The sequence below is a fragment of the Streptomyces sp. KL109B genome, assembly GCF_030766935.1.
Classification (GTDB): Bacteria; Actinomycetota; Actinomycetes; order Streptomycetales; family Streptomycetaceae; genus Streptomyces.
The window spans coordinates 104,742-130,013 of the sequence record NZ_JASERL010000013.1; the positions used below are offsets into that span (position 1 = coordinate 104,742).

Below are 25,272 nucleotides of genomic sequence, written 5' to 3' on the forward strand. Positions count from 1 at the left end.
GCGCCCATGAGCACCCCCGTTGTCGGAGTCCTGGCGCTCCAGGGCGACGTACGGGAGCACCTCGTCGCCCTGGCCACGGCCGATGCCGTGGCCAGGGCGGTGCGGCGCCCCGAAGAACTGGCCGAGGTCGACGGGCTCGTGATCCCCGGCGGCGAGTCGACCACCATCTCGAAACTGGCCCACCTCTTCGGCCTGATGGAACCTCTACGCGCGCGCGTACGCGAAGGCATGCCCGTCTACGGGACGTGCGCGGGCCTGATCATGCTCGCCGACAAGATCCTCGACCCGCGCTCGGGCCAGGAGACCTTCGGCGGAATCGACATGATCGTGCGGCGCAACGCCTTCGGACGGCAGAACGAGTCCTTCGAAGCGGCTGTCGACGTACAGGGAGTCGAGGGCGATCCTGTAGAGGGCGTCTTCATCCGCGCCCCCTGGGTGGAGTCCGTGGGCGCCGAGGTGGAGGTGCTCGCCGAGCACGAGGGACACATCGTCGCAGTTCGGCAGGGCGATGCCCTGGCGACGTCCTTCCACCCCGAGCTCACCGGGGACCACCGGATCCACGCGCTGTTCGTGGACATGGTGCGGGCAAAGAGCGCCGCGGGTTCCTTGTAGGATCTCTGGCGTTCGTTCATTGGTTACGCGAAGGAGACAGGCAGATGTCCGGCCACTCTAAATGGGCTACGACGAAGCACAAGAAGGCCGTGATCGATGCCAAGCGCGGCAAGCTCTTCGCGAAGCTGATCAAGAACATCGAGGTCGCCGCGCGCATGGGCGGCACCGACATCGAGGGCAACCCGACGCTGTTCGACGCCATTCAGAAGGCGAAGAAGCAGTCGGTGCCCAACAAGAACATCGACTCCGCGGTCAAGCGCGGCGGCGGCCTCGAGGCCGGCGGCGCCGACTACGAGACGATCATGTACGAGGGCTACGGTCCGAACGGTGTCGCGGTGCTCATCGAGTGCCTCACCGACAACCGCAACCGCGCCGCGTCCGACGTGCGCGTCGCCATGACGCGCAACGGCGGCTCGATGGCCGACCCGGGCTCGGTCTCGTACCTGTTCAACCGCAAGGGCGTCGTGATCGTCCCCAAGGCGGAGCTGTCCGAGGACGACGTCCTGGGCGCCGTGCTCGACGCGGGCGCCGAGGAGGTCAACGACCTGGGCGAGTCCTTCGAGGTGCTCTCCGAGGCCACCGACCTCGTCGCGGTCCGCACCGCCCTGGTGGACGCCGGCATCGACTACGACTCGGCGGACGCCAACTTCGTCCCGACCATGCAGGTCGAGCTGGACGAGGAGGGCGCACGCAAGATCTTCAAGCTGATCGACGCGCTTGAGGACAGCGACGACGTGCAGAACGTCTTCGCCAACTTCGACGTCTCCGACGAGGTCATGGAGAAGGTCGACGCGTAGGCGCTGCCGCGCACGGGCATCACAGCGGCGGGCCGGGGAGACACGTCTCCCCGGCCCGCCGTCGTTGTCAGTGGCAGCCGATAGCCTGGAGGCCATTCGAAGATCACTCGCGGTCGGGAGGGGGCGCGCATGCGTGTACTGGGGGTCGACCCAGGGCTCACCCGCTGCGGTGTCGGCGTCGTCGAGGGGGTCGCGGGGAGGCCCCTGACGATGCGCGGCGTCGGCGTCGTACGGACGCCCGCCGACGCCGAGTTGGGCCACCGCCTCGTCGCCATCGAGCAGGGCATCGAGCAGTGGCTCGACGAGCACCGCCCCGAAGTCCTCGCCGTGGAGCGGGTGTTCAGCCAGCACAATGTGAGCACGGTGATGGGCACCGCCCAGGCAAGCGCCGTCGCCATGCTGTGCGCCGCGCGCCGCGGTCTCCCCGTGGCGCTGCACACGCCCAGCGAGGTCAAGGCAGCCGTCACCGGCACGGGCCGCGCCGACAAGGCGCAGGTGGGCGCCATGGTGACGCGACTGCTGCGGCTCGACGCACCACCCAAGCCGGCCGACGCCGCGGACGCGCTCGCCCTGGCCATCTGCCACATCTGGCGCGCCCCCGCGCAGAACAGACTCCAGCAGGCCGTCGCCCAGCACGCGGCCCAGGCATCCAAGGCATCCCGAACCGCCACCGTGAAAGGCCGTACCGCATGATCGCCTTCGTCAGCGGCCCCGTCGCCGCCCTCGCCCCCGACGCCGCGGTGGTCGAGGTGGGCGGTGTCGGCATGGCCCTCCAGTGCACGCCGAACACGCTGTCCGCGCTCCGCATCGGCCAGCAGGCCAAGCTCGCCACCTCCCTCGTCGTACGGGAGGACTCGCTCACCCTGTACGGCTTCGCGGACGACGACGAGAAGCAGACCTTCGAGCTGCTGCAGACCGCGAGCGGCGTAGGACCGCGCCTGGCCCAGGCGATGCTCGCCGTGCACAGCCCGGACGCGCTGCGCAGAGCCGTCTCCACCGGCGACGAGAAGGCGCTCACCGCCGTCCCCGGCATCGGCAAGAAGGGCGCCCAGAAGCTGCTCCTGGAGCTGAAGGACCGCCTCGGCGAGCCCCTCGGCACCGGCGGCCCCGCCATCGGCACGGCCGTCACCAACGGCTGGCGCGAGCAGCTGCACGCCGCCCTGATCGGCCTCGGCTACGCCACGAGAGAGGCCGACGAGGCGGTCGACGCTGTCGCCCCGCAGGCCGAGGCCACCGAGGGCACCCCGCAGGTGGGCCAGCTCCTGAAGGCGGCGCTCCAGACCCTCAACCGCACCCGCTAGCCCGTCGGCCGACGCCGCCCCCTGATCCCGTAGACACGTACACGTACACGTACACGTACACGTACACGTACACGTACACGTACACGTAGACCCGTTACGCGAGGCACACCACATGAACTGGGACGAGACCACCGACGACGCCGCGACGCCGCAGGCCGACCGGCCCGTCGGGCCCGCCGCGGAGCGGCTGGTGGGCTCCGTCGCCGACACGGAGGACCAGGCCGTCGAGGCGGCCCTGCGCCCCAAGGACCTGGACGAGTTCATCGGCCAGGAGAAGGTCAGGGAACAGCTCGACCTCGTGCTGCGCGCCGCCCGCGCGCGTGGGGCCACCGCCGACCACGTCCTGCTCTCCGGCGCCCCCGGCCTCGGCAAGACCACCCTCTCCATGATCATCGCGGCGGAGATGGGTGCCCCGATCCGCATCACCAGCGGCCCCGCGATCCAGCACGCCGGAGACCTCGCAGCGATCCTCTCCTCCCTCCAGGAAGGTGAGGTCCTCTTCCTCGACGAGATCCACCGGATGTCCCGGCCCGCCGAGGAAATGCTCTACATGGCGATGGAGGACTTCCGCGTCGACGTCATCGTCGGCAAGGGCCCCGGCGCCACCGCCATCCCGCTGGAACTGCCGCCCTTCACCCTCGTCGGCGCCACCACGCGCGCGGGGCTGCTGCCGCCGCCGCTGCGCGACCGCTTCGGCTTCACCGCCCACATGGAGTTCTACGGGCCCACCGAGCTGGAGCGGGTGATCCATCGCTCGGCGTCCCTCCTCGATGTGGCGATCGACACCGAAGGCGCCGCCGAGATCGCCGGACGCTCCCGCGGCACCCCCCGCATCGCCAACCGCCTGCTGCGCCGCGTACGCGACTACGCGCAGGTCAAGGCCGACGGCGACATCACCAGGGACATCGCCTCCGCCGCCCTCGGCGTCTACGAGGTGGACGGCCGCGGCCTCGACCGGCTCGACCGCGCCGTGCTCGAAGCCCTGCTCAAGCTGTTCGGCGGCGGGCCTGTGGGACTTTCGACACTTGCCGTGGCCGTGGGGGAGGAGCGTGAGACCGTGGAGGAGGTCGCCGAGCCCTTCCTCGTACGGGAAGGACTCCTGGCGCGCACCCCCAGGGGCCGTGTCGCGACCCCCGCCGCGTGGGCCCACCTGGGACTCACCGCACCCCAAGGGAGACCTGGAGCAGGCGGCCAGCCGGGCCTCTTCGGGGCCTGACGGCGCGGGTACTCGCCGGGGCTGGAACCCCGGTGCCATGCTGAGCGTTGTTCCCACAGTGCGGACTCGCTTAGACTCCGCCGACGTCGCCTTTACGGCGGCGTAATACCCCATCATCGACACGGCTGCATTTCGACGCGGCCGAATGAAGGAAGTTCCTACCCGTGAGTCTCGTGACCCTCCTCCCGTTCATCGTGCTCATCGGGGCCATGTTCCTGATGACCCGGTCTGCGAAGAAGAAGCAGCAGCAGGCCGCGAACATGCGTAATGAGATGCAGCCCGGTTCCGGCGTCCGCACGATCGGGGGCATGTACGCGACGGTCAAGGAGGTCCACGACGACGCGGTTCTCCTCGACGCCGGCCCCGGCGTCCACCTCATGTTCGCGAAGAACGCCATCGGCGCCGTGCTCACCGATGACGAGTACAACCGCATCGTTCACGGCGAGGAAGTCGTTGACGATGACGAACTGACCGACAGCGCCGTCGTCCCGGACGACGCGTCCTCCCTCACCGAGACCGACGAGACCGCCGCCGACGACTCGCGCATCGACCTCGGCAAGAAGGACGAGCCGGCCGAATCGGCCGAGCCGACCGAGGCCGCGGACGCCGACAAGGCCGACAAGGCCGACGACGCCGAGGCGAAGAAGACCGACGGCGAGTCCGACGCGAAGTAGTACGACCGGAACCGTGGGGCGACCGCTCGATGTGCCCCGCGGTTCCCGTTCGTGCGTGACGCGCGCGGACTCTCGACCATTTCATGGCCGTCCGGGCACCCAACCCCGATGCCGGACGGATGGAGAGGGAGTACGAGAAGGTGGCCACACCTAAGAAGAGCCGAGGGGCAGGTGCCCAGTCGAAGCCGGGCCGTGCCCTGGGCCTGATCGTGATCATCATGGTCGCGCTCGTCGGGGGGATGTTCGCCTCCGGCACGTTCACGCCGCGCCTCGGCATCGACCTCGCGGGCGGTACCAGCATCACGCTGGAAGCCAAGAACGAGCCGGGCAAGCCCAACGCGATCAACAAGACCAACATGGACACCGCGACGGACATCATCAACCGTCGCGTCAACGGCATGGGTGTCTCCGAGGCCGAGGTCCAGACGCAGGGCAAGAGCAACATCATCGTCAACATCCCGCGAGGGACGAACGAGAAGCAGGCCCGCGAGCAGGTCGGCACGACCGCGCAGCTCTACTTCCGTCCGGTCATGACGATGGCCGCCGGCGCTCCCACCGGCGGCAAGGGCGACAAGTCGGCCACCCCGTCCCCGAGCGCCACCTCGGGCGGCAAGGCGACCGACAAGGCCACCGGCTCGGACAAGACGAGCGGCGGGGACAAGGCGACCGAGAAGTCGGCCGCCACGCCGTCCGCGAGCGCCACCACGCAGGGCCGCGCCGTCACGGACAGCCTCAAGGCCGACGCGACGCCGAGCGCCTCCGCGAAGAGCGGCGACGACGCCAAGACCACCCCGGGCGCCACCCCCAGCGCCAGCACCGACCCGGCGACCGCCGCGCTGCAGAAGAAGTTCACGCAGCTCGACTGCACGGACCGGGCCGCCCGCACCAAGGTCAACGAGGGCGCGAAGTCCACGGACCCGATCATTGCCTGCGGTAAGAGCCAGGGGCAGTGGGCCAAGTACATCCTCGGCCCGTCCGAGGTGGGCGGCAAGGACGTCAAGAAGGCCCAGGCGACGATCAACCAGCAGAACGGCCAGTGGGTCGTGAACATGGAGTTCACGAGCGGCGGTTCGAAGAAGTTCGCCGCGACGACCAGCAAGCTCAAGAGCCAGCAGTCGCCGATGAACCAGTTCGCCATCGTCCTCGACGGCGACGTCGTCTCCGCCCCCAGCGTCAGCTCCACGCTCAGCCAGAACGCCGAGATCTCCGGCTCCTTCACCCAGGAGTCCGCCCAGGACCTCGCGAACGTGCTGTCCTACGGCGCCCTGCCGCTGACCTTCCACGAGCAGAGCGTCACCTCGGTGACCGCCGCGCTCGGCGGTGAGCAGCTGCACGCCGGTCTGATCGCCGGCGCCATCGGCCTCGCGCTGGTCATCATCTACCTGGTGGTCTACTACCGCGGCCTGTCGCTCATCGCGCTCGCCTCGCTGCTGACCTCCGGCATCCTCACGTACACCCTGATGACGCTGCTCGGCCCGGCCATCGGCTTCGCGCTGAACCTGCCGGCCGTCTGTGGTGCCATCGTGGCCATCGGTATCACCGCGGACTCGTTCATCGTGTACTTCGAGCGAATCCGTGACGAGGTCAGAGAGGGGCGCACCGTGCGGCCCGCGGTGGAGCGCGCCTGGCCCCGGGCCCGACGCACCATCCTGGTCTCCGACTTCGTGTCGTTCCTCGCGGCCGCGGTGCTGTACATCGTGACCGTCGGCAAGGTGCAGGGCTTCGCGTTCACGCTCGGCCTGACCACCCTGCTCGACGTCGTCGTGGTCTTCCTCTTCACGAAGCCGCTGATGACGATCCTGGCCCGCACCAAGTTCTTCACGAGCGGCCACAAGTGGTCCGGCCTGGACCCGAAGCGCCTCGGCGTGCAGCCCCCGCTGCGTCGCACGCGCCGCGCCACCCGCCCTGTCGACCCGAAGGAGGCGTGAGATGTCGAAGCTGGGCAATCTCGGCGCCAAGCTGTATCGCGGTGAGGTCGGGTACGACTTCATCGGGAAGCGCAAGATCTGGTACGGCGTCTCGATCCTGATCACCATCACGGCCATCGTCGGCCTGGCGGTGCGCGGCCTGAACATGGGCATCGAGTTCGAGGGCGGCGCGATCTTCACGACGCCCAAGACCAGCGTCTCGGCCCAGAAGGCGGAGGAGTACGCCGCCGACGCCTCGGGCCACCCGGCGGTCGTCCAGGAGCTCGGCTCGGGCGGTCTGCGCATCCAGGTCGCGGGCGTCGACACGGCCAAGTCGGACCAGATCAAGGCCGAGCTGTCCAAGGACATGGACATCAAGGCCGACGACATCAACGCCGACCTGGTGGGCCCCAGTTGGGGCGCGTCGATCGCCAACAAGGCATGGCAGGGCCTGGCCATCTTCATGGTCCTCGTCGTGATCTATCTGGCGATCGCCTTCGAGTGGCGGATGGCGCTCGCGGCACTCGTCGCGCTCATCCACGACATCACGATCACCGTCGGGATCTACGCCCTCGTGGGCTTCGAGGTCACGCAGGGCACGGTGATCGGTCTGCTGACCATTCTTGGTTATTCGCTCTACGACACGGTCGTCGTCTTCGACTCGCTCAAGGAACAGACCAAGGGCCTGGAGAAACAGACCCGTTGGACCTACAGCGAGGTCGCGAACCGGTCGATCAACTCCACCCTGGTCCGCTCGATCAACACCACGGTCGTGGCGCTCCTCCCGGTCGGCGGCCTGCTGTTCATCGGCGGCGGCTTCCTCGGCGCGGGCATGCTGAACGACATCTCGCTGTCGCTCTTCGTGGGCCTCGCCGCCGGTGCGTACTCCTCGATCTTCATCGCCACTCCGCTGGTCGCCGACCTCAAGGAGCGCGACCCGAAGATGAAGGCGCTCAAGAAGCGGGTCCTCGCCAAGCGGGCCGCCGCCGCGGCGAAGGCCGAGCCGGCCGTGGTCGGCCACCAGGCCGACGCCTCGGAGGACGACGCGGAGCCGGAGGACGCCGCCCCCGCGGGCGCGGCCACGGGCCCGCGCAACCAGCCGGTCCGCAACAGGGGCCGCGGTCGCCCCTCGGGCAAGCGCCGCTGACCCGGATCCACCCGATCCGTCACGGACGCCACAAGGGCGCCAGGAGCCGTCGAGGCCCTGGCGCCCTTGCCGTTCGCCCGACAGTGCCGACTGCTAGGGTTGGCGCGTTGAAAATCGCCCGACACACTCGCTGAGGTGCAGAAATGACCGATATCAAGGAGCTGCTCCTCAGCCGCATCCGCGATGTGCAGGACTATCCGGAGCCGGGCGTCCTCTTCAAGGACATCACCCCGCTGCTCGCGGACCCGCCGGCCTTCACCGCCCTCACCGACACCCTCGCTGAGCTGTGCGTCCGGCACGGCGCCACGAAGATCGTCGGCCTGGAGGCGCGCGGCTTCATCCTGGGCGCCCCCGTCGCGATCCGCGCGGGCCTCGGATTCATCCCCGTACGCAAGGCGGGCAAGCTCCCCGGCGCGACGCTCTCGCAGTCGTACGACCTCGAGTACGGCTCCGCCGAGATCGAGGTGCACGCCGAGGACCTCGGCGCCGACGACCGTGTCATGGTGATCGACGACGTGCTGGCCACCGGCGGCACCGCCGAGGCCGCCGTGCGTCTGATCCGCCGCGCGGGCGCCGAGGTCGCGGGCTGCGCGGTCCTCATGGAGCTCGGCTTCCTCTCCGGCCGCGAGCGCCTGGAACCCGCGCTTCAGGGCGCCCCGCTCGACGCCCTGCTGGTCGTGTGAAGCGGTGAAGCGGTTGAATCCGTAAAACGGCAGGTCATAGCCTTGTTGGCGGGCCCGGAGGAATCCGGCGCCCGCCACTGGTGTTCCACGAATACGTAACCGTCCCACCGGCCCAGGGCGAGCCGAGGACTCCGGATCGATACCATGGGCTCTCCGGGACCTGAACGGGGGACCCGTCGCGCACGAGGAGCGCCGTTGCCAGACGAGGCCAAGCCACTCACCGCCGCCGCGCAGGACCAACAGGCCGCGGCGTCTTCGGACGCGCCCGCGAAGCCCCCGAAGCCCGCGCCGCCGAACGGGAACGGCGCAGCGGCCGAGCAGTCACGCCCCAAGCCCCCCGCCGAGCGGCCCCGCCCCACGCCGCCGCCCGCGATCCGCGCCGCCGCGAACCAGCCGGCCGCCCGCTCCGGCTCCTCCAACCGCGTCCGCGCCCGCCTGGCACGCCTCGGCGTACAGCGCTCGAACCCGTACAACCCGGTCCTGGAGCCGCTGCTGCGGATAGTGCGCAGCAACGACCCGAAGATCGAGACGTCCACGCTGCGCCAGGTCGAGCGCGCCTACCAGGTCGCCGAGCGCTGGCACCGCGGCCAGAAGCGCAAGAGCGGCGACCCGTACATCACGCACCCGCTCGCGGTGACGACGATCCTGGCCGAGCTGGGCATGGACCCGGCGACGCTCATGGCGGGCCTGCTTCACGACACCGTCGAGGACACCGAGTACGGCCTGGACACCCTCAAGCGCGACTTCGGCGACCAGGTGGCGCTCCTCGTCGACGGCGTGACCAAGCTGGACAAGGTCAAGTTCGGCGAGGCCGCGCAGGCCGAGACCGTGCGCAAGATGGTCGTCGCCATGGCCAAGGACCCGCGCGTCCTGGTCATCAAGCTCGCCGACCGCCTGCACAACATGCGCACCATGCGCTACCTCAAGCGCGAGAAGCAGGAGAAGAAGGCGCGCGAGACCCTGGAGATCTACGCGCCGCTCGCCCACCGCCTGGGCATGAACACCATCAAGTGGGAGCTGGAGGACCTCGCCTTCGCGATCCTCTACCCCAAGATGTACGACGAGATCGTGCGGCTCGTGGCCGAACGCGCGCCCAAGCGCGACGAGTACCTGGCCATAGTGACCGACGAGGTGCAGTCCGACCTGCGCGCGGCCCGCATCAAGGCGACCGTCACCGGACGCCCGAAGCACTACTACAGCGTCTACCAGAAGATGATCGTCCGCGGCCGGGACTTCGCGGAGATCTACGACCTGGTGGGCATCCGTGTCCTCGTCGACACGGTGAGGGACTGTTACGCCGCTCTCGGCACGGTCCACGCGCGATGGAACCCGGTTCCGGGCCGGTTCAAGGACTACATCGCGATGCCCAAGTTCAACATGTACCAGTCGCTGCACACGACGGTGATCGGCCCCAACGGCAAGCCCGTTGAGCTCCAGATCCGTACGTTCGACATGCACCGGCGCGCCGAGTACGGCATCGCCGCGCACTGGAAGTACAAGCAGGAGGCCGTCGCCGGCGCCTCCAAGGTGCGCACCGACGCGCCCAAGTCGTCCGGCAAGGGCGGCAAGGACGACCACCTCAACGACATGGCGTGGCTGCGCCAACTCCTCGACTGGCAGAAGGAGACGGAGGACCCGGGCGAGTTCCTGGAGTCCCTGCGCTTCGACCTGTCGCGCAACGAAGTCTTCGTCTTCACGCCGAAGGGCGACGTCATAGCGCTTCCGGCCGGGGCGACGCCGGTGGACTTCTCGTACGCGGTCCACACGGAGGTCGGCCACCGGACCATAGGAGCACGCGTCAACGGACGCCTCGTGCCCCTCGAATCCACCCTGGACAACGGCGACTTGGTGGAGGTCTTCACCTCCAAGGCACAGGGCGCCGGCCCGTCCCGCGACTGGCTCGGCTTCGTCAAGTCGCCGCGGGCGCGCAACAAGATCCGCGCCTGGTTCTCCAAGGAGCGCCGCGAAGAGGCCATCGAGCAGGGCAAGGACGCCATCGCGCGCGCCATGCGCAAGCAGAACCTGCCGATCCAGCGGATCCTGACCGGCGACTCGCTCGTCACACTCGCGCACGAGATGCGCTACCCCGACATTTCGTCCCTGTACGCGGCCATCGGAGAGGGCCACGTCACGGCGCAGTCCGTGGTCCAGAAGCTCGTGCAGGCGCTCGGCGGCGAGGAGGCCGCCAACGAGGACATCGCGGAGAGCGCACCGCCCTCACGCGGCCGCTCCAAGCGCCGCTCGAACGCGGACCCGGGCGTCGTGGTCAAGGGCGTCGACGACGTCTGGGTGAAGCTGGCGCGCTGCTGTACGCCGGTGCCGGGCGACCCCATCATCGGCTTCGTCACGCGCGGCAGCGGCGTATCGGTTCACCGCAGCGACTGCGTGAACGTGGACTCCTTGTCGCGCGAGCCGGAACGCATCCTTGAGGTGGAGTGGGCGCCGACCCAGTCCTCGGTCTTCCTGGTCGCCATTCAGGTCGAGGCCCTGGACCGCTCGCGGCTGTTGTCGGACGTGACCCGGGTCCTGTCGGACCAGCACGTGAACATCCTGTCCGCGGCGGTGCAGACCTCGCGGGACCGGGTGGCCACGTCCCGCTTCACGTTCGAGATGGGCGACCCGAAGCACCTGGGCCATGTCCTGAAGGCCGTACGCGGCGTGGAGGGCGTGTACGACGTGTACCGGGTGACGTCGGCGCGACGGCCCTGATTTTCGCCCCTGCGGCGATTGAGCAGCGGGGTCCGGGGCAGCGCCCCGAGGCATGAGAACGGCCCCCGAGCACAGTGCTCGGGGGCCGTTCCACGTACCGGTCTCAGCGGAGCGTCACCCGCCGAACTCGTGCAAGCCCTTCAACGCCTGGTCCAGCAGCGCCTGCCGCCCATCGAGCTCACGCTGCAGCTTGTCGGCCTTCGCGTTGTTGCCCTGCGCACGCGCCTGCTCGATCTGACCCGTGAGCTTGTCGACCGCGGCCTGCAGCTGACCGGTGAGGCCCTCGGCACGCGCGCGTGCCTCCGGGTTCGTCCGGCGCCACTCCGCTTCCTCGGACTCCTGGATGGCCCGCTCCACGGCGTGCATCCGGCCCTCGACCTTCGGCCGCGCGTCCCGCGGGACGTGGCCGATGGCCTCCCAGCGCTCGTTGATCGAGCGGAACGCGGCGCGCGCCGCCTTCAGGTCCGTGACCGGCAGGATCTTCTCGGCCTCGTCGGCGAGCGCCTCCTTGAGCTTGAGGTTCTCGCCCTGCTCGGCGTCGCGCTCGGCGAACACCGCGCTACGGGCCGCGAAGAAGATGTCCTGGGCGTCCCGGAAGCGGTTCCACAGGTCGTCCTCGTGCTCGCGCTGGGCGCGGCCCGCGGCCTTCCAGTCCGTCATCAGGTCGCGGTACCGGGCCGCCGTGGCACCCCAGTCCGTCGAGTTCGACAGCGACTCGGCCTCGGCGACCAGCTTCTCCTTGGTCTTACGGGCCTCCTCGCGCTGCGCGTCGAGCGACGCGAAGTGCGCCTTGCGCCGCTTGGAGAAGGCCGACCGGGCGTGCGAGAAGCGGTGCCACAGCTCGTCGTCCGACTTCCGGTCGAGCCGCGGCAGGCCCTTCCAGGTGTCCACGAGCGCGCGCAGCCGCTCGCCGGCCGCCCGCCACTGCTCGGACTGGGCCAGCTCCTCCGCCTCGACGACCAGCGCCTCCTTGGCGTGCCGGGCCTCGTCGGACTGCTTCGCCTTCTGGGCCTTGCGCTCCTCGCGCCGCGTCTCGACGCTCTCCACCAGCTTGTCGAGCCGCTTGCCGAGCGCCTCCAGGTCACCGATCGCGTGCGCGTCCGTGACCTGCTCCCGCAGGTGCTCGATCGCCGTCATGGCGTCCTTGGCCGACAGATCGGTCGTCTGCACCCGGCGTTCGAGGAGCCCGATCTCGACGACCAGGCCGTCGTACTTGCGCTTGAAGTAGGCAAGGGCCTCCTCCGGGGACCCCGCCTTCCACGAACCGACTTCACGCTCGCTGCCGTCGGCCGAACGCACGTACACGGTCCCCGTCTCGTCGACGCGGCCCCACGGGTCGCTGCTCACAGCGCCTCCTCCACATGATGCCTGCGCGGGGCGCCTCGCCCCTGGGCATCGTCCACAGTTTCCTGGCGGGCCCGGCCCGCCCTCCACAACGCGGCTCGAATCCGCGCTGTACGAAGCCAATCTAGGCGAACGGCCGCCCCACTGTCCGCACTCAGCGCGGCTCAAATTCCTCACCTACGCGCGCGTGGGGCGGCCGCTGGCCTCACTTCTTGTCGACGGTGGCCTTCTCGACCTTGACGGCCTTCTTAGGCGCCCCGTCGGCCGAGCCGCCCGTGACGCCCTTCGCGGCGACGTCCTTGACGACCTTCAGGCCCTTCGCGTCCATCGTGCCGACGGGCGTGTACGTAGGCGTCAGCTTGCTGTCCTTGTAGACGAGGAAGAACTGGCTGCCGCCGGAGTTCGGCTGCCCGGTGTTGGCCATCGCCACCGTGCCCGCCTTGTACGTCACCGAGCCGTCCTTGGCGGGCTTGCCGAGCCCCTTCAGGTTCTCGTCGGGGATCGTGTAGCCGGGGCCGCCCGCGCCGGTGCCCTCCGGGTCGCCGCACTGAAGGACGTAGATGCCCTGGGTGGTGAGGCGGTGGCACTTCGTACCGTCGAAGAAGCCCTTGTCCGCGAGGTGCTTGAACGAGTTCACCGTGTGCGGGGTCTTCGCCGCGTCCATGGCGATATTGATGTCGCCGGCGCTCGTCTTGAAGACCATGTCGTACTTGGCCTTCTTGTCGATCGTCATCTTGGGCTCCGACGCCTTCTTGCTCGGCGAAGGCGAAGCGGACGGGCTCGCCTTCGCGCCGGAGGTGTCCTTCGTGTCGTCGCCGCTGAAGGCCCCGGCGGCGTACGCGCCACCCGTGCCGAGGACGGCCACCGCGAGCACGGAGGCGATCACGGTGTTGCGCGTGCGGGCCTTGCGCCGCGCGGACTCGCGCCGCTGCTGCTGGCGCAGGAACTTCTCCCGGGCGAGCTGACGCTGCCGCTGATCCTTGCTGACCACCGGGTCTTCTCCTCGTACGTCTCGTGACCTTGTTGGGGCCCCTGATAGTGCCCCGTACCGTATATGGGTTCGCTGTGGAATCGGCCGCGCCGGTAGGCTCTGATCGGCCGTATTCCGTTACGACATTCCGTTACGACGACACACGAAGGACGATTGTGCTGATTGCCGGGTTCCCCGCCGGGGCCTGGGGCACCAACTGTTATCTGGTTGCCTCCGCCGCGGGTGAGGAGTGCGTGATCATCGACCCCGGCCACCAGGCCGCTCCAGGAGTCGAGGAAGCGCTCGAGAAGCACCGCCTCAAGCCGGTGGCGGTCGTCCTCACGCACGGGCACATCGACCATGTCGCCTCGGTCGTCCCGGTCTGCGGGGCGCACGACGTCCCGGCCTGGATCCACCCCTCGGACCGCTACATGATGAGCGACCCCGAGAAGGGCATCGGCCGCTCCATCGGCATGCCGCTCATGGGCGAGCTGACCGTGGGGGAGCCGGACGACGTGCGGGAGCTGTCCGACGGCGCCGCCCTGAAGCTCGCCGGGCTCGACTTCACCGTCGCGCACGCGCCGGGCCATACCAAGGGGTCGGTGACCTTCCAGATGCCCGAGGCGGCGGACATCCCGTCCGTCTTCTTCTCGGGCGATCTGCTCTTCGCCGGCTCCATCGGACGCACCGACATGCCCGGTGGCTCCATGGACGACATGCTCGAATCGCTGGCCCGCGTGTGCCTGCCGCTCGACGACTCGACCGTGGTGCTGTCCGGACACGGCTCCCAGACGACCATCGGCCAGGAGCGCGCCACCAACCCGTTTCTGCGGCAGGTGGCCGCCGGCCAGGGACCCTCCACCGGGGCTCCCCGACGAGGAATGTGACGAGAACCCTCCCGTGAGTACCTTCCAGGCCCCCAAGGGCACCTACGACCTGCTTCCGCCGGACTCCGCGACGTACCTCGCGGTCCGCGAGGCGATCTCCGCACCGCTGCGGAACTCCGGCTACGGCTACATCGAGACGCCCGGCTTCGAGAACGTCGAGCTGTTCGCGCGCGGTGTCGGCGAGTCCACCGACATCGTCACCAAGGAGATGTACGCCTTCGAGACCAAGGGCGGCGACAAGATCGCGCTGCGCCCCGAAGGCACCGCGTCCGTGCTGCGCGCCGCCCTGGAGGCCAACCTCCACAAGGCCGGCAACCTGCCCGTCAAGCTCTGGTACTCGGGCTCGTACTACCGCTACGAGCGCCCCCAGAAGGGCCGCTACCGCCACTTCTCCCAGGTCGGCGCCGAGGCGATCGGGGCCGAGGACCCGGCCCTGGACGCCGAGTTGATCATCCTGGCGGACCAGGCGTACCGCTCGCTCGGGCTGCGGAACTTCCGCATCCTGCTCAACTCCCTCGGCGACAAGGAGTGCCGCCCGGTCTACCGGGAGGCGCTGCAGACGTTCCTGCGCGGCCTCGACCTCGACGAGGAAACCCTGCGCCGCGCCGAGATCAACCCGCTGCGCGTCCTCGACGACAAGCGGCCCGACGTCCAGAAGCAGCTCGTGGGCGCGCCCATGCTGCGCGACTACCTGTGCGACGCCTGCAAGGCGTACCACGAGCAGGTGCGCGAGCTGCTCACCGCCGAGGGCGTCGCCTTCGAGGACGACGAGAAGCTCGTGCGCGGCCTGGACTACTACACGCGCACCACCTTCGAGTTCGTCCACGACGGCCTCGGCTCGCAGTCCGCGGTGGGCGGCGGCGGCCGCTACGACGGCCTCTCCGAGATGATCGGCGGCCCCTCGCTGCCCTCGGTCGGCTGGGCGCTCGGAGTGGACCGTACGGTGCTCGCGCTGGAGGCGGAGGGCGTCGAACTCGAACTGCCCGCCACCACCAGCGTGTTCGCGGTGCCGCTCGGCGACGAGGCGCGGCGCGTGCTGTTCGCCAAGGTGACCGAGCTGCGCAAGGCCGGGATCTCGGCGGACTTCTCGTTCGGTGGCAAGGGCCTCAAGGGCGCCATGAAGAGCGCCAACCGGTCCGGCGCGCGGTTCACGCTCGTCGCCGGTGAGCGCGACCTCGCCGAAGGCGTCGTCCAGCTCAAGGACATGGAGTCCGGCGAGCAGGACGCCGTCGCGGTCGACGAGATCGTGAACGTCCTCACCGCGAAGCTCAAGTAGCTCCACACGCATCGTTCGAGGCCCCGGGGTTCCGCCCCGGGGCCTCGAACGTTTCGGCCTCCGCAGGCGTACATGCTTACGACCATCAGACAGTGGAGCAAGGGGCCGGTGCGGCACAATGAGCGTGCCCGGAGAAGACCCCTCTCGCGTACTCACTCACCTATGGATCGGCGTGATGAGCAAGACGACCCCAGCAAGCGACACCGTCTCCCGTGACACCGGTGCCGAGCCCGCCCCGCGCTCCGTCGGGGGCAGCCGAGCCTTCGGGCTGCTCCTGGTGATCACAGGGGCGGCCGGTGTGCTCGCCTCGTGGATCATCACCCTCGACAAGTTCAAGCTGCTCGAGGACCCGAACTTCACACCGGGCTGCTCCCTGAACCCGGTCATCTCCTGCGGCAACATCATGAAGAGCGACCAGGCCTCGGTCTTCGGCTTCCCGAACCCGATGCTCGGCCTCGTCGCGTACGGCATCGTGATCTGCGTCGGCATGAGCCTGCTGGCCCGCGCCACGTTCCCGCGCTGGTACTGGCTGACCTTCAACGCGGGCTGCCTGTTCGGCGTCGGCTTCGTGACCTGGCTGCAGTTCCAGTCCCTGTACCGGATCAACGCCCTGTGCCTGTGGTGCTGCCTGGCCTGGGTCGCCACGATCCTGATGTTCTGGTACGTCACGTCGTTCAACGTCCGCAACGGCTTCCTGCCGGCGCCGCGCCCCCTCAAGACGTTCTTCGAGGACTTCACCTGGGCCCTGCCGGTGCTGCACGTCGGCATCATCATCGTGCTGATCTTCACGCGCTGGGGCGCCAGCCTCTGGGCCTGAGCGTGGGCCCGACCGGCCGCGCCTCGGGCGTTGTCAGTGGCGTGACTTAGGGTTCTGATCGTGGAACCCGACCTCTTCACCGCCGCAGCCGAAGACCGCCAGGAGAAGGACCCGACCGCGAGCCCCCTGGCCGTCCGGATGCGCCCGCGCACCCTCGACGAGGTCGTCGGCCAGCAGCACCTGCTCAAGCAGGGTTCGCCGCTGCGCCGACTCGTCGGCGAGGGCGGCTCCGGCCCCGCGGGCGCCTCCTCCGTGATCCTCTGGGGCCCGCCCGGCATCGGCAAGACCACGCTCGCGTACGTCGTCTCCAAGGCGACGAACAAGCGGTTCGTGGAGCTGTCCGCGATCACCGCGGGCGTCAAGGAGGTCCGCGCCGTCATCGAGGGCGCCCGCCGCGCTATGGGCGGGCACGGCAAGGAGACCGTCCTCTTCCTCGACGAGATCCACCGCTTCAGCAAGGCCCAGCAGGACTCGCTGCTGCCCGCCGTCGAGAACCGCTGGGTGACGCTGATCGCGGCGACCACCGAGAACCCGTACTTCTCGGTGATCTCCCCGCTCCTGTCCCGCTCCCTGCTCCTCACCCTGGAGCATTTGACCGACGACGACCTGCGCGGACTCCTCGCCCGCGCGCTCACGGAGGAGCGCGGCCTCGCCGGCGCCGTGACGCTCGCCGAGGACGCCGAGGGGCACATCCTGCGGGTGGCCGGGGGAGACGCCCGGCGTGCGCTCACCGCCCTGGAGGCGGCGGCCGGAGCGGCCATCGCCAAGGGCGAGGAGACCGTCACCCTCGAAAGCGTCGAGGAGTCGGTGAACCGCGCGGCGGTCAAGTACGACAAGGACGGCGACCAGCACTACGACGTGGCGAGCGCCCTCATCAAGTCCATCCGCGGCTCGGACGTGGACGCGGCGCTGCACTACCTGGCCCGCATGATCGAGGCCGGCGAGGACCCCCGCTTCATCGCCCGCCGCCTGATGATCTCCGCCAGCGAGGACATCGGCCTCGCCGACCCCACGGCCCTGCCGACCGCCGTCGCCGCCGCCCAGGCCGTCGCCATGATCGGCTTCCCGGAGGCGGCGCTCACCCTCAGCCACGCGACGATCGCCCTGGCGTTGGCCCCGAAGTCGAACGCGGCGACGACGGCCATCGGCGCCGCCATGGAAGACGTCCGCAAGGGCCTCGCCGGCCCCGTGCCGCCGCACCTGCGCGACGGGCACTACAAGGGCGCCGCCAAGCTCGGCCACGCGCAGGGGTACGTGTATCCGCACGACGTCCCCGGCGGCATCGCCGCCCAGCAGTACGCGCCGGACGCGATTGCCGGCAGCCGCTACTACCAGCCGACGCGATACGGGGCGGAGGCCCGGTACGCGGACGTGGTGGAGCGGGTCCGCGAGCGGCTCGGCGGGCCCGCGAAGGACCCCGGCGGCGAGGGCTCCGGCTGATCCGGTAGACTTCTCCGAAGTGCTGTGTCCCGTGTCCGGGATCCCGAAAGGGAGACCGACACCACCAGAGCGGGACATCAAGCCGGATCCCCCGAACCGTACGGCGTCAAAACCGCGCGGCACAGGAGATCCAGGAGCGTCGCGCACCGTCGAAGGTGTCGCGGGCAGCCCACCACCTCAGAGATGACGGTCGGTGGGCCACTCGCGTGCTGCACGTATGTGCCCAGTTCTGGGAGCGGCTGCCCTGTCTCACCCCGGTGAGGAGGGTTTCCCGGGCTGCGGATGCGACCTCCCCAAACCCTGGTGAAGCCGTATTCGCATCAGAAACATGAGGTGTTTGGTTCATGGCGAACCAGTCCCGCCCCAAGGTCAAGAAGTCGCGTGCCCTCGGCATCGCGCTGACCCCGAAGGCCGTCAAGTACTTCGAGGCCCGCCCCTACCCGCCGGGCGAGCACGGCCGCGGCCGCAAGCAGAACTCGGACTACAAGGTCCGTCTGCTCGAGAAGCAGCGTCTGCGCGCCCAGTACGACCTGAGCGAGAAGCAGATCGCCCGCGCCTACGACCGCGCCAAGAAGGTCGAGGGCAAGACGGGCGAGGCGCTCGTCATCGAGCTGGAGCGTCGTCTCGACGCCCTGGTCCTTCGCTCGGGCATCGCCCGGACGATCTACCAGGCCCGTCAGATGGTCGTCCACGGCCACATCGAGGTCAACGGCCAGAAGGTCGACAAGCCGTCCTTCCGCGTGAAGCCGGACGACGTCGTGATGGTCCGCGAGCGCAGCCGCAACAAGCCGCTGTTCCAGGTCGCGCGTGAGGGTGGCTTCGCCCCCGAGGGCGAGACCCCGCGTTACCTCCAGGTGAACCTGAAGGCCCTGGCCTTCCGCCTGGACCGTGACCCGAACCGCAAGGAGATCCCCGTGATCTGCGACGAGCAGCTCGTCGTCGAGTACTACGCCCGCTGACCGACCAGCGGACGTAGTCTCACCCTGCGTTTCAGCCCGCCGTCTCGCCACCTTTCCAGGTGTGCGAGGCGGCGGGTTCACGTTTCTCCCGGACCGCTTCCGCGGGGCGGGAGGGATGCGGCACCGCCGTCGCGGCGCGCTGCCGCCGCCCGCGCACGAGCGCCCGCGAGACCGCCTCGTCGTGCCCCAACCGCTCGCCCGCGCGCGCGAGTTCGGCGAACCGGGCGTCGCCGAGCGCCTGCCGGGCCCGCGTCTCGCACAGCTCGTGCGGCGCGTTGTAGTGCGCCGAGCCGAACAGCGGAAGACCCACCGACGGCCACATCCGGGCGGCCGCACCCTGAAGCACCGCGGCCTCGGCGGCGTCCCCCTCCTCGGCCGTCACCAGGGCGAGCAGCTCCATCGCCAGGACCGTACCGAGCAGATCGTGGAACTCGTGCCCGATGGCCAGGCACTCGTCGAGCATGGCGCGGGCCCGTGCGAAGGAGCCCTCCGTCCACTGCGCGTACGCAAGCACATAGAGCGCGTACGCGAGGGCCCAGCGCTCCCCGTGGTCCTCGCACACCTGCCGTACGTCCTCGCACAGCGCCACGGCCTCGGCCAGTTCGCCCTGGAAGGCGAGCGTCATCGCCAGCTCGACCTGGCCCATCAGCACGTTGCTGTTCAGCTCGCCGATCTCCCGGTAGCTGGTCAGCGCCGTGCGCAGCAGGTTCTCGGCGCGCGGCATGTCGTCCGTGACCAGCGCCAGACAGCCGGTGCGGTGCACCGCGTACGCGAGGGCCGTGGCGTCCCCCGTGCGGTCCGCCTCCTCGCGGCACTCCTGCAGCGCGGCGAGCGCGGGCACGGTGTCGCCCTGAAGGATCGCGACGTAGCCGAGCACCCACAGCGCCTTGAGCCGCGCGGCCCCGAACTCCAGGTCGTCGCCGACCAGGCCGAGATCGAGGTCGTCGTCGAACGCGGCGTCGAGGCCGACGCTGCGGTCCAGCCAGTGCCGCCCCTCGGAGAGCCGCCCGCAGCCCGCCCAGTAGAACCACAGCGTGCCCGCCAGGTACTGGCCGAGACGCGTCTCGCCCGGCTCGGTCAGGCAGAACTCAAGGGCCACCCGCAGATTCGGCAGCTCCGCCTCGATCCGCGCGGCCACCTCGCCCTGCCGCGGCGAGAACCAGTCCAGCTCGCACCAGGTCGCCAGGCCCATGTACCAGTCGCGGTGCCTGCGTCGCATCCGGTCGCCGTCGCCCATCGAGTCCAGCCACTCGGCGCCGTACGCGCGCACCGTGTCGAGCATCCGGTAGCGCACCCTGCCCGGCGTCTCCTCGCGGGCCACCACGGACTGCCCGAGCAGCTCGTCGAGCACGTCGAGGACGTCGTCCGCGTGCAGCCCCCCGCCCCCGCACACGTACTCCGCCGCCTCCAGGTCGAAGGAGCCGGAGAACACCGAGAGGCGCGCCCACAGCAACCGCTCCTGCGGCGTGCACAGTTCATGGCTCCAGCCGATCGTGGTGCGCAGCGTCTGGTGGCGCGGCAACGCGTCGCGCCCGCCGCCGCGCAGCACCCGGAACCGGTCGTCGAGCCGCTCCATCAGCTGCGCCGGCGAAAGCACCCGCAGCCGCCCGGCCGCGAGCTCCACCGCGAGCGGCAGACAGTCGAGGCGGCGACACACCTCGAGCACGTCGACCATCGTGTGCCCGTCCAGACGGAACTCGGGCAGCAGCGCGGCCGCCCGGTCCGCGAACAGCTCCGCCGCGTCCGTCGGCGTCAGCGGCGCCAGCGGGAACACCCGCTCGCCCTCGACGGCGAGCGGCCTGCGGCCCACCGCGATCACCCGCAGCCCCGGCGCCGCGCGCAGCAGATCCCGTACGAGCGAGGCGCACGCGTCGACGAGGTGCTCGAAGCCGTCGAGTACGAGGACGAGCCTGCGCTCGGCGAGATGGTCCACCAGGACCTGGCGGGGCGGGCGCGTGGTGTGGTCGGTGAGACCGAGCGCCTCGGCCAGCGTGTACTCGACGAGTTCCGGCAGCCGCACGCTCGCGAGCTCCACCCGCCACACCCCGTCGGGACACAGGGGAGCGGGGATGCCGGCGGCGGCGCGGGCGGCGAAGCGGGACTTGCCGACGCCGCCGACACCGGTGACGGTGACGAGACGACCGGCCTCCAGCGCCGTGGCCAGGTCGGTGAGTTCGGCGGCGCGGCCGACGAAACGGTTCAGTTCGTGGGGGAGGTTGCCGGGCTGTGGGGGACCGGTGGGGACATCTGTGGGGCGCGAAGTGCGTCGCATGGGGCACAGAGCGTACTCAGGCGTACGCGGTCCGTACAATCACTGTCCGGAATGTCCGCCGTCGCGGAACGGAATGCGGTACGGAGCGTGGGGCCGGGCGCGATAGGCTCGGGGGACGACTTTTTCGATGTTCGGCAGCTGTGCGTTCGTACGGCTACAGAGGCTTCGTGCAGAGCTAGGGAGCGGTGCCAAGTGTCCGGTGGAGAGGTTGCCGGGATCCTGGTGGCTGTCTTCTGGGCGATTCTGGTCTCCTTCCTCGCGGTGGCGCTCGTGAGGCTGGCCCAGACGCTCAGGGCGACCACCAAGCTGGTCGCGGACGTGACCGAACAGGCCGTCCCACTGCTCGCAGACGCCTCCGCCGCGGTGCGCTCCGCGCAGACCCAGATCGACCGCGTCGACTCGATCGCCTCGGACGTCCAGGAAGTCACGTCGAACGCGTCGGCGCTCTCCTCCACCGTGGCCTCCACCTTCGGCGGCCCGCTGGTCAAGGTCGCCGCGTTCGGCTACGGCGTGCGCCGTGCCATCGGCGGCCGGGGCAAGGACGCGCCAGCCAAGCCGTCGCGCCGTACCGTGATCGTGGGCCGCACGCTCCCCGAGGCGCGGCGCGCCAAGAAGGCCAACCGGAACAAGAGGGACTGACCGCAGACATGTTCCGCCGTACGTTCTGGTTCACCGCGGGCGCAGCCGCCGGCGTCTGGGCCACCACCAAGGTCAACCGCAAGATCAAGCAGCTGACTCCCGAGTCGCTGGCCGCGCAGGCCGCCAACAAGGCGGTCGAGGCGGGCCACAGGCTCAAGGACTTCGCGCTGGACGTCCGCGACAACATGGCGGAGCGCGAGGCCGAACTCGGCGACGCCCTGGGCATCAACGAGCAACCGGATCCCGCGGAGCTGCCGCAGCGCCGCTTCGCGGTCATCCAGAACACCTTCACCACGAAGGCCGTACACACCAAGCAACCCAAGTACCTCGAGAACAACAGGTACTCGATCAACAATCGGAATGAGGACCACTGATGGAGTCGGCTGAAATCCGTCGCCGCTGGCTGAGCTTCTTCGAGGAGCGTGGCCACAAGGTCGTGCCCTCGGCGTCGCTCATCGCGGACGACCCGACTCTGCTGCTCGTCCCGGCAGGCATGGTCCCGTTCAAGCCGTACTTCCTCGGCGAGGTCAAGCCGCCCGCGCCGCGCGCCACCTCGGTGCAGAAGTGCGTGCGCACGCCGGACATCGAAGAGGTCGGCAAGACGACCCGGCACGGCACGTTCTTCCAGATGTGCGGCAACTTCTCCTTCGGCGACTACTTCAAGGAAGGCGCCATCAAGTACGCCTGGGAGCTGCTCACCACGCCCCAGGACAAGGGTGGTTACGGCCTGGAGCCGGAGAAGCTCTGGGTCACCGTCTACCTCGACGACGACGAGGCCGAGCGCATCTGGCACGAGGTCGTCGGCGTACCGAAGGAGCGCATCCAGCGCCTCGGCAAGGCGGACAACTACTGGTCGATGGGCGTGCCCGGTCCCTGCGGCCCGTGCTCCGAGATCAATTACGACCGCGGCCCCGAGTTCGGCGAAGAGGGCGGTCCTGCCGTCAACGACGAGCGCTACGTGGAGATCTGGAACCTGGTCTTCATGCAGTACGAGCGCGGTCCTGGCACCGGCAAGGACGACTTCGAGATCCTCGGCGACCTGCCCTCGCAGAACATCGACACGGGTCTCGGCCTCGAGCGCCTCGCGATGATCCTGCAGGGCGTACAGAACATGTACGAGACGGACACCCTGCGCGTCGTCATCGACAAGGCCACCGAGCTGACCGGCGTCGCGTACGGCGACAAGCACGACTCGGACGTCTCGCTGCGCGTCGTCGCCGACCACATGCGTACGTCGACGATGCTCATCGGCGACGGCGTCACGCCCGGCAACGAGGGCCGCGGCTACGTGCTGCGCCGCATCATGCGCCGCGCCGTCCGCAACATGCGCATCCTCGGTGCCACGGGCCCGGTCGTGCAGGAGCTGCTCGACGTCGTGATCGACACGATGGGGCAGCAGTACCCGGAGCTGATCACCGACCGCAAGCGCATCGAGCAGGTCGCGCTCGCCGAGGAGGCCGCGTTCCTCAAGGCCCTCAAGGGCGGCACGAACATCCTGGACACCGCCGTCACCGAGACGAAGGCCGCCGGCAAGACGGTCCTCGCCGGCGACAAGGCGTTCCTGCTGCACGACACGTGGGGCTTCCCGATCGACCTCACCCTGGAGATGGCCGCCGAGCAGGGCCTGTCCGTGGACGAGGACGGCTTCCGGCGCCTGATGAAGGAGCAGCGCGAGCGCGCCAAGGCGGACGCGCAGGCCAAGAAGACGGGCCACGCGAACGTCGGCGCGTACCGCGAGATCGCGGACGCCGCCGGAGCCACGGACTTCATCGGCTACTCGTCGACCGAGGGCGAGTCGAAGGTCGTCGGCCTGCTCGTCAACGGCGTCTCCTCCCCGGCCGCCACCGAGGGCGACGAGGTCGAGGTCGTGCTCGACCGCACCCCGTTCTACGCCGAGGGCGGCGGCCAGATCGGCGACACCGGGCGCATCAAGCTGGACAACGGCGCGGTCATCGAGATCCGCGACTGCCAGAAGCCGGTCCCGGGCGTCTACGTGCACAAGGGCGTCGTCCAGGTCGGCGAGGTCACCGTGGGTGCCCCGGCGCAGGCCGTCATCGACGTGACCCGGCGCCGCGCCATCGCCCGCGCGCACTCCGCCACGCACCTCACGCACCAGGCGCTGCGCGACGCGCTCGGCCCGACGGCGGCGCAGGCCGGTTCCGAGAACCAGCCGGGCCGCTTCCGCTTCGACTTCGGTTCCCCGTCCGCCGTTCCGACGGCCGTCATGACCGACGTAGAGCAGAAGATCAACGAGGTCCTGGCGCGCGAACTCGACGTGCACGCCGAGGTCATGTCGATCGACGACGCCAAGAAGCAGGGCGCCATCGCCGAGTTCGGCGAGAAGTACGGCGAGCGCGTCCGCGTCGTGACCATGGGCGACTTCTCCAAGGAGCTGTGCGGCGGCACCCACGTGCACAACACCGCCCAGCTCGGCCTGGTGAAGCTGCTCGGCGAGTCGTCGATCGGCTCCGGCGTGCGCCGCATCGAGGCCCTCGTCGGCGTCGACGCGTACAGCTTCCTCGCCAAGGAGCACACGGTCGTCGCCCAGCTCCAGGAGCTGATCAAGGGCCGCTCCGAGGAGCTGCCGGAGAAGGTCTCCGCGATGCTCGGCAAGCTCAAGGACGCCGAGAAGGAGATCGAGAAGTTCCGCGCGGAGAAGGTCCTCCAGGCCGCCGCCGGTCTCGCCGAAGGCGCCAAGGACGTACGTGGCGTCGCCGTCGTCACAGGACAGGTCCCGGACGGCACCTCCGCCGACGACCTGCGCAAGCTGGTCCTCGACGTCCGTGGCCGCATCCAGGGCGGCCGCGCCGCGGTCGTCTCCCTCTTCACCACGGTCAACGGCAAGCCGCTCACGGTCATCGCCACCAACGACGCCGCCCGCGACCGCGGCCTCAAGGCCGGCGACCTGGTCCGTACGGCCGCGAAGACCCTCGGCGGCGGTGGCGGCGGCAAGCCGGACGTCGCGCAGGGCGGCGGCCAGAACCCGGCCGCGATCGGCGACGCCATCGACGCCGTCGAGCGCCTCGTCGCGGAGACCGCGAACTGATGCGCCGAGGCCGCCGGTTGGCGATCGACGTGGGGGACGCCCGGATCGGGGTCGCGTCCTGCGACCCCGACGGGATCCTCGCGACTCCGGTGGAGACCGTGCCGGGACGCGACGTCCCGGCCGCCCACCGGCGCCTGAAGCAGATCGTCGAGGAGTACGAGCCGATCGAGATCGTCGTCGGACTCCCTCGCTCCCTGAAGGGCGGCGAGGGTCCCGCGGCCGCCAAGGTGCGCGGTTTCGCGCACGAACTCGCCCGGGGCGTGGCACCCGTTCCAGTGAGATTGCTGGACGAGAGGATGACCACAGTGACGGCCAGTCAGGGGCTGCGCGCCAGCGGCGTTAAGTCCAAAAAGGGCCGCTCTGTCATCGACCAGGCGGCCGCCGTCATCATCCTTCAGCAGGCCCTGGAGTCCGAACGGGCGTCAGGTAAAGCTCCCGGCGAGGGCGTCGAAGTGGTCATCTGATCGCGATACGGTAACGTTCCGCGCGACCGGCGGTGTTCGAATAGCCGCCGCACAGCATCAAGAGGCGGAACGGTTGCCCTTTCTGATCGGGAGTACCTGATCAGGTCTTTCT

22 protein-coding genes are annotated in these 25,272 nt (G+C 69.7%); 19 read left to right on the forward strand and 3 right to left on the reverse strand.

Annotated features, from left to right (window positions below):
• Window positions 1-6: 6 nt before the first annotated feature.
• From pdxT to RBJ65_RS34115, 10 genes are all read left to right on the forward strand, one after another.
• Window positions 7-612, forward strand: a complete 606-nt coding sequence (gene pdxT, locus RBJ65_RS34070) for a pyridoxal 5'-phosphate synthase glutaminase subunit PdxT (RefSeq protein ID WP_306320611.1) — start codon at window positions 7-9, stop codon at window positions 610-612.
• A gap of 44 nt (window positions 613-656) precedes the next feature.
• Window positions 657-1,409, forward strand: coding sequence for a YebC/PmpR family DNA-binding transcriptional regulator (locus RBJ65_RS34075; protein ID WP_306320612.1), 753 nt, complete (start codon window positions 657-659; stop codon window positions 1,407-1,409).
• A 129-nt stretch (window positions 1,410-1,538) separates the two neighbouring features.
• The gene (gene ruvC / locus RBJ65_RS34080; protein ID WP_306320613.1) at window positions 1,539-2,102 is read left to right on the forward strand and encodes a crossover junction endodeoxyribonuclease RuvC; all 564 of its coding nucleotides are present in this window, start codon (window positions 1,539-1,541) and stop codon (window positions 2,100-2,102) included.
• On the forward strand, window positions 2,099-2,710 hold the full coding sequence (gene ruvA, locus RBJ65_RS34085; RefSeq protein WP_306320614.1) for a Holliday junction branch migration protein RuvA: 612 nt from the start codon (window positions 2,099-2,101) through the stop codon (window positions 2,708-2,710). Before ruvC ends, ruvA begins: the two co-directional genes overlap by 4 nt.
• Window positions 2,711-2,822: 112 nt before the next feature.
• Window positions 2,823-3,926: a Holliday junction branch migration DNA helicase RuvB gene (gene ruvB / locus RBJ65_RS34090; protein ID WP_306320615.1), complete on the forward strand. Its 1,104-nt coding sequence runs from the start codon at window positions 2,823-2,825 to the stop codon at window positions 3,924-3,926.
• 164 nt (window positions 3,927-4,090) lie between these two features.
• Window positions 4,091-4,600: a preprotein translocase subunit YajC gene (gene yajC / locus RBJ65_RS34095; RefSeq protein ID WP_306320616.1), complete on the forward strand. Its 510-nt coding sequence runs from the start codon at window positions 4,091-4,093 to the stop codon at window positions 4,598-4,600.
• A 140-nt stretch (window positions 4,601-4,740) separates the two neighbouring features.
• Entirely contained in the window at window positions 4,741-6,528 is a 1,788-nt protein-coding gene (gene secD / locus RBJ65_RS34100) for a protein translocase subunit SecD (protein ID WP_306320617.1), read from the forward strand.
• A gap of 1 nt (window position 6,529) precedes the next feature.
• Window positions 6,530-7,654, forward strand: a complete 1,125-nt coding sequence (gene secF, locus RBJ65_RS34105) for a protein translocase subunit SecF (RefSeq protein ID WP_306320618.1) — start codon at window positions 6,530-6,532, stop codon at window positions 7,652-7,654.
• 143 nt (window positions 7,655-7,797) lie between these two features.
• A complete protein-coding gene (locus RBJ65_RS34110; RefSeq protein WP_306320619.1) occupies window positions 7,798-8,337 on the forward strand; it encodes an adenine phosphoribosyltransferase in 540 nt (179 codons plus the stop codon).
• Between the two features lie 195 nt (window positions 8,338-8,532).
• Window positions 8,533-11,046 carry a bifunctional (p)ppGpp synthetase/guanosine-3',5'-bis(diphosphate) 3'-pyrophosphohydrolase gene (locus tag RBJ65_RS34115; RefSeq protein WP_306320620.1) on the forward strand — a complete coding sequence of 838 codons (2,514 nt, stop codon included), beginning with the start codon at window positions 8,533-8,535 and terminating at the stop codon, window positions 11,044-11,046.
• Between the two features lie 114 nt (window positions 11,047-11,160).
• On the opposite strand, the gene RBJ65_RS34120 is transcribed toward RBJ65_RS34115, so the two are convergent.
• Together RBJ65_RS34120 and RBJ65_RS34125 are read right to left on the reverse strand one after the other, a co-directional pair.
• The gene (locus RBJ65_RS34120) at window positions 11,161-12,393 is read right to left on the reverse strand and encodes a DUF349 domain-containing protein (protein WP_306320621.1); all 1,233 of its coding nucleotides are present in this window, start codon (window positions 12,391-12,393) and stop codon (window positions 11,161-11,163) included.
• 202 nt (window positions 12,394-12,595) lie between these two features.
• Window positions 12,596-13,381, reverse strand: coding sequence for a peptidylprolyl isomerase (locus RBJ65_RS34125; RefSeq protein WP_306320622.1), 786 nt, complete (start codon window positions 13,379-13,381; stop codon window positions 12,596-12,598).
• A 155-nt stretch (window positions 13,382-13,536) separates the two neighbouring features.
• On the opposite strand from RBJ65_RS34125, the gene RBJ65_RS34130 reads away from it, so the two are divergent.
• The 5 genes from RBJ65_RS34130 to rpsD all read left to right on the forward strand — a co-directional run bounded on the left by RBJ65_RS34130 (window position 13,537) and on the right by rpsD (window position 18,739).
• On the forward strand, window positions 13,537-14,247 hold the full coding sequence (locus RBJ65_RS34130; RefSeq protein WP_306320623.1) for an MBL fold metallo-hydrolase: 711 nt from the start codon (window positions 13,537-13,539) through the stop codon (window positions 14,245-14,247).
• 13 nt (window positions 14,248-14,260) lie between these two features.
• Window positions 14,261-15,523, forward strand: coding sequence for a histidine--tRNA ligase (hisS, locus tag RBJ65_RS34135; RefSeq protein WP_306320624.1), 1,263 nt, complete (start codon window positions 14,261-14,263; stop codon window positions 15,521-15,523).
• Between the two features lie 175 nt (window positions 15,524-15,698).
• Entirely contained in the window at window positions 15,699-16,340 is a 642-nt protein-coding gene (locus RBJ65_RS34140; RefSeq protein ID WP_306320625.1) for a vitamin K epoxide reductase family protein, read from the forward strand.
• 60 nt (window positions 16,341-16,400) lie between these two features.
• Entirely contained in the window at window positions 16,401-17,780 is a 1,380-nt protein-coding gene (locus RBJ65_RS34145) for a replication-associated recombination protein A (protein ID WP_306320626.1), read from the forward strand.
• Window positions 17,781-18,124: 344 nt separating this feature from the next.
• Window positions 18,125-18,739, forward strand: a complete 615-nt coding sequence (gene rpsD / locus RBJ65_RS34150) for a 30S ribosomal protein S4 (protein WP_306320627.1) — start codon at window positions 18,125-18,127, stop codon at window positions 18,737-18,739.
• 31 nt (window positions 18,740-18,770) lie between these two features.
• Here the strand turns inward: rpsD and RBJ65_RS34155 are convergent, their stop codons facing one another.
• Window positions 18,771-21,011: an AAA family ATPase gene (locus RBJ65_RS34155; protein ID WP_306320628.1), complete on the reverse strand. Its 2,241-nt coding sequence runs from the start codon at window positions 21,009-21,011 to the stop codon at window positions 18,771-18,773.
• A 192-nt stretch (window positions 21,012-21,203) separates the two neighbouring features.
• On the opposite strand from RBJ65_RS34155, the gene RBJ65_RS34160 reads away from it, so the two are divergent.
• The 4 genes from RBJ65_RS34160 to ruvX are packed head-to-tail and all read left to right on the forward strand — an operon-like array spanning window position 21,204 to window position 25,160.
• Window positions 21,204-21,650 (forward strand): DUF948 domain-containing protein, encoded by a 447-nt coding sequence (locus tag RBJ65_RS34160; protein ID WP_306320629.1) that lies wholly within the window; start codon window positions 21,204-21,206, stop codon window positions 21,648-21,650.
• Window positions 21,651-21,658: 8 nt separating this feature from the next.
• The gene (locus RBJ65_RS34165) at window positions 21,659-22,024 is read left to right on the forward strand and encodes a DUF6167 family protein (protein WP_306320630.1); all 366 of its coding nucleotides are present in this window, start codon (window positions 21,659-21,661) and stop codon (window positions 22,022-22,024) included.
• Window positions 22,024-24,696, forward strand: a complete 2,673-nt coding sequence (gene alaS, locus RBJ65_RS34170) for an alanine--tRNA ligase (RefSeq protein WP_306320631.1) — start codon at window positions 22,024-22,026, stop codon at window positions 24,694-24,696. Before RBJ65_RS34165 ends, alaS begins: the two co-directional genes overlap by 1 nt.
• The gene (ruvX, locus tag RBJ65_RS34175; protein ID WP_306320632.1) at window positions 24,696-25,160 is read left to right on the forward strand and encodes a Holliday junction resolvase RuvX; all 465 of its coding nucleotides are present in this window, start codon (window positions 24,696-24,698) and stop codon (window positions 25,158-25,160) included. Before alaS ends, ruvX begins: the two co-directional genes overlap by 1 nt.
• Window positions 25,161-25,272: the final 112 nt, after the last annotated feature.

Coding starts and splice junctions, on each gene's coding strand:
- pdxT (WP_306320611.1), top strand. CDS start 7: ATGAGCACCCCCGTTGTCGGAGTCCTGGCGCTCCAGGGCGACGTACGG.
- RBJ65_RS34075 (WP_306320612.1), top strand. CDS start 657: ATGTCCGGCCACTCTAAATGGGCTACGACGAAGCACAAGAAGGCCGTG.
- ruvC (WP_306320613.1), top strand. CDS start 1,539: ATGCGTGTACTGGGGGTCGACCCAGGGCTCACCCGCTGCGGTGTCGGC.
- ruvA (WP_306320614.1), top strand. CDS start 2,099: ATGATCGCCTTCGTCAGCGGCCCCGTCGCCGCCCTCGCCCCCGACGCC.
- ruvB (WP_306320615.1), top strand. CDS start 2,823: ATGAACTGGGACGAGACCACCGACGACGCCGCGACGCCGCAGGCCGAC.
- secF (WP_306320618.1), top strand. CDS start 6,530: ATGTCGAAGCTGGGCAATCTCGGCGCCAAGCTGTATCGCGGTGAGGTC.
- RBJ65_RS34110 (WP_306320619.1), top strand. CDS start 7,798: ATGACCGATATCAAGGAGCTGCTCCTCAGCCGCATCCGCGATGTGCAG.
- RBJ65_RS34140 (WP_306320625.1), top strand. CDS start 15,699: ATGAGCAAGACGACCCCAGCAAGCGACACCGTCTCCCGTGACACCGGT.
- rpsD (WP_306320627.1), top strand. CDS start 18,125: ATGGCGAACCAGTCCCGCCCCAAGGTCAAGAAGTCGCGTGCCCTCGGC.
- RBJ65_RS34155 (WP_306320628.1), bottom strand. CDS start 21,011: ATGCGACGCACTTCGCGCCCCACAGATGTCCCCACCGGTCCCCCACAG.
- RBJ65_RS34165 (WP_306320630.1), top strand. CDS start 21,659: ATGTTCCGCCGTACGTTCTGGTTCACCGCGGGCGCAGCCGCCGGCGTC.
- alaS (WP_306320631.1), top strand. CDS start 22,024: ATGGAGTCGGCTGAAATCCGTCGCCGCTGGCTGAGCTTCTTCGAGGAG.
- ruvX (WP_306320632.1), top strand. CDS start 24,696: ATGCGCCGAGGCCGCCGGTTGGCGATCGACGTGGGGGACGCCCGGATC.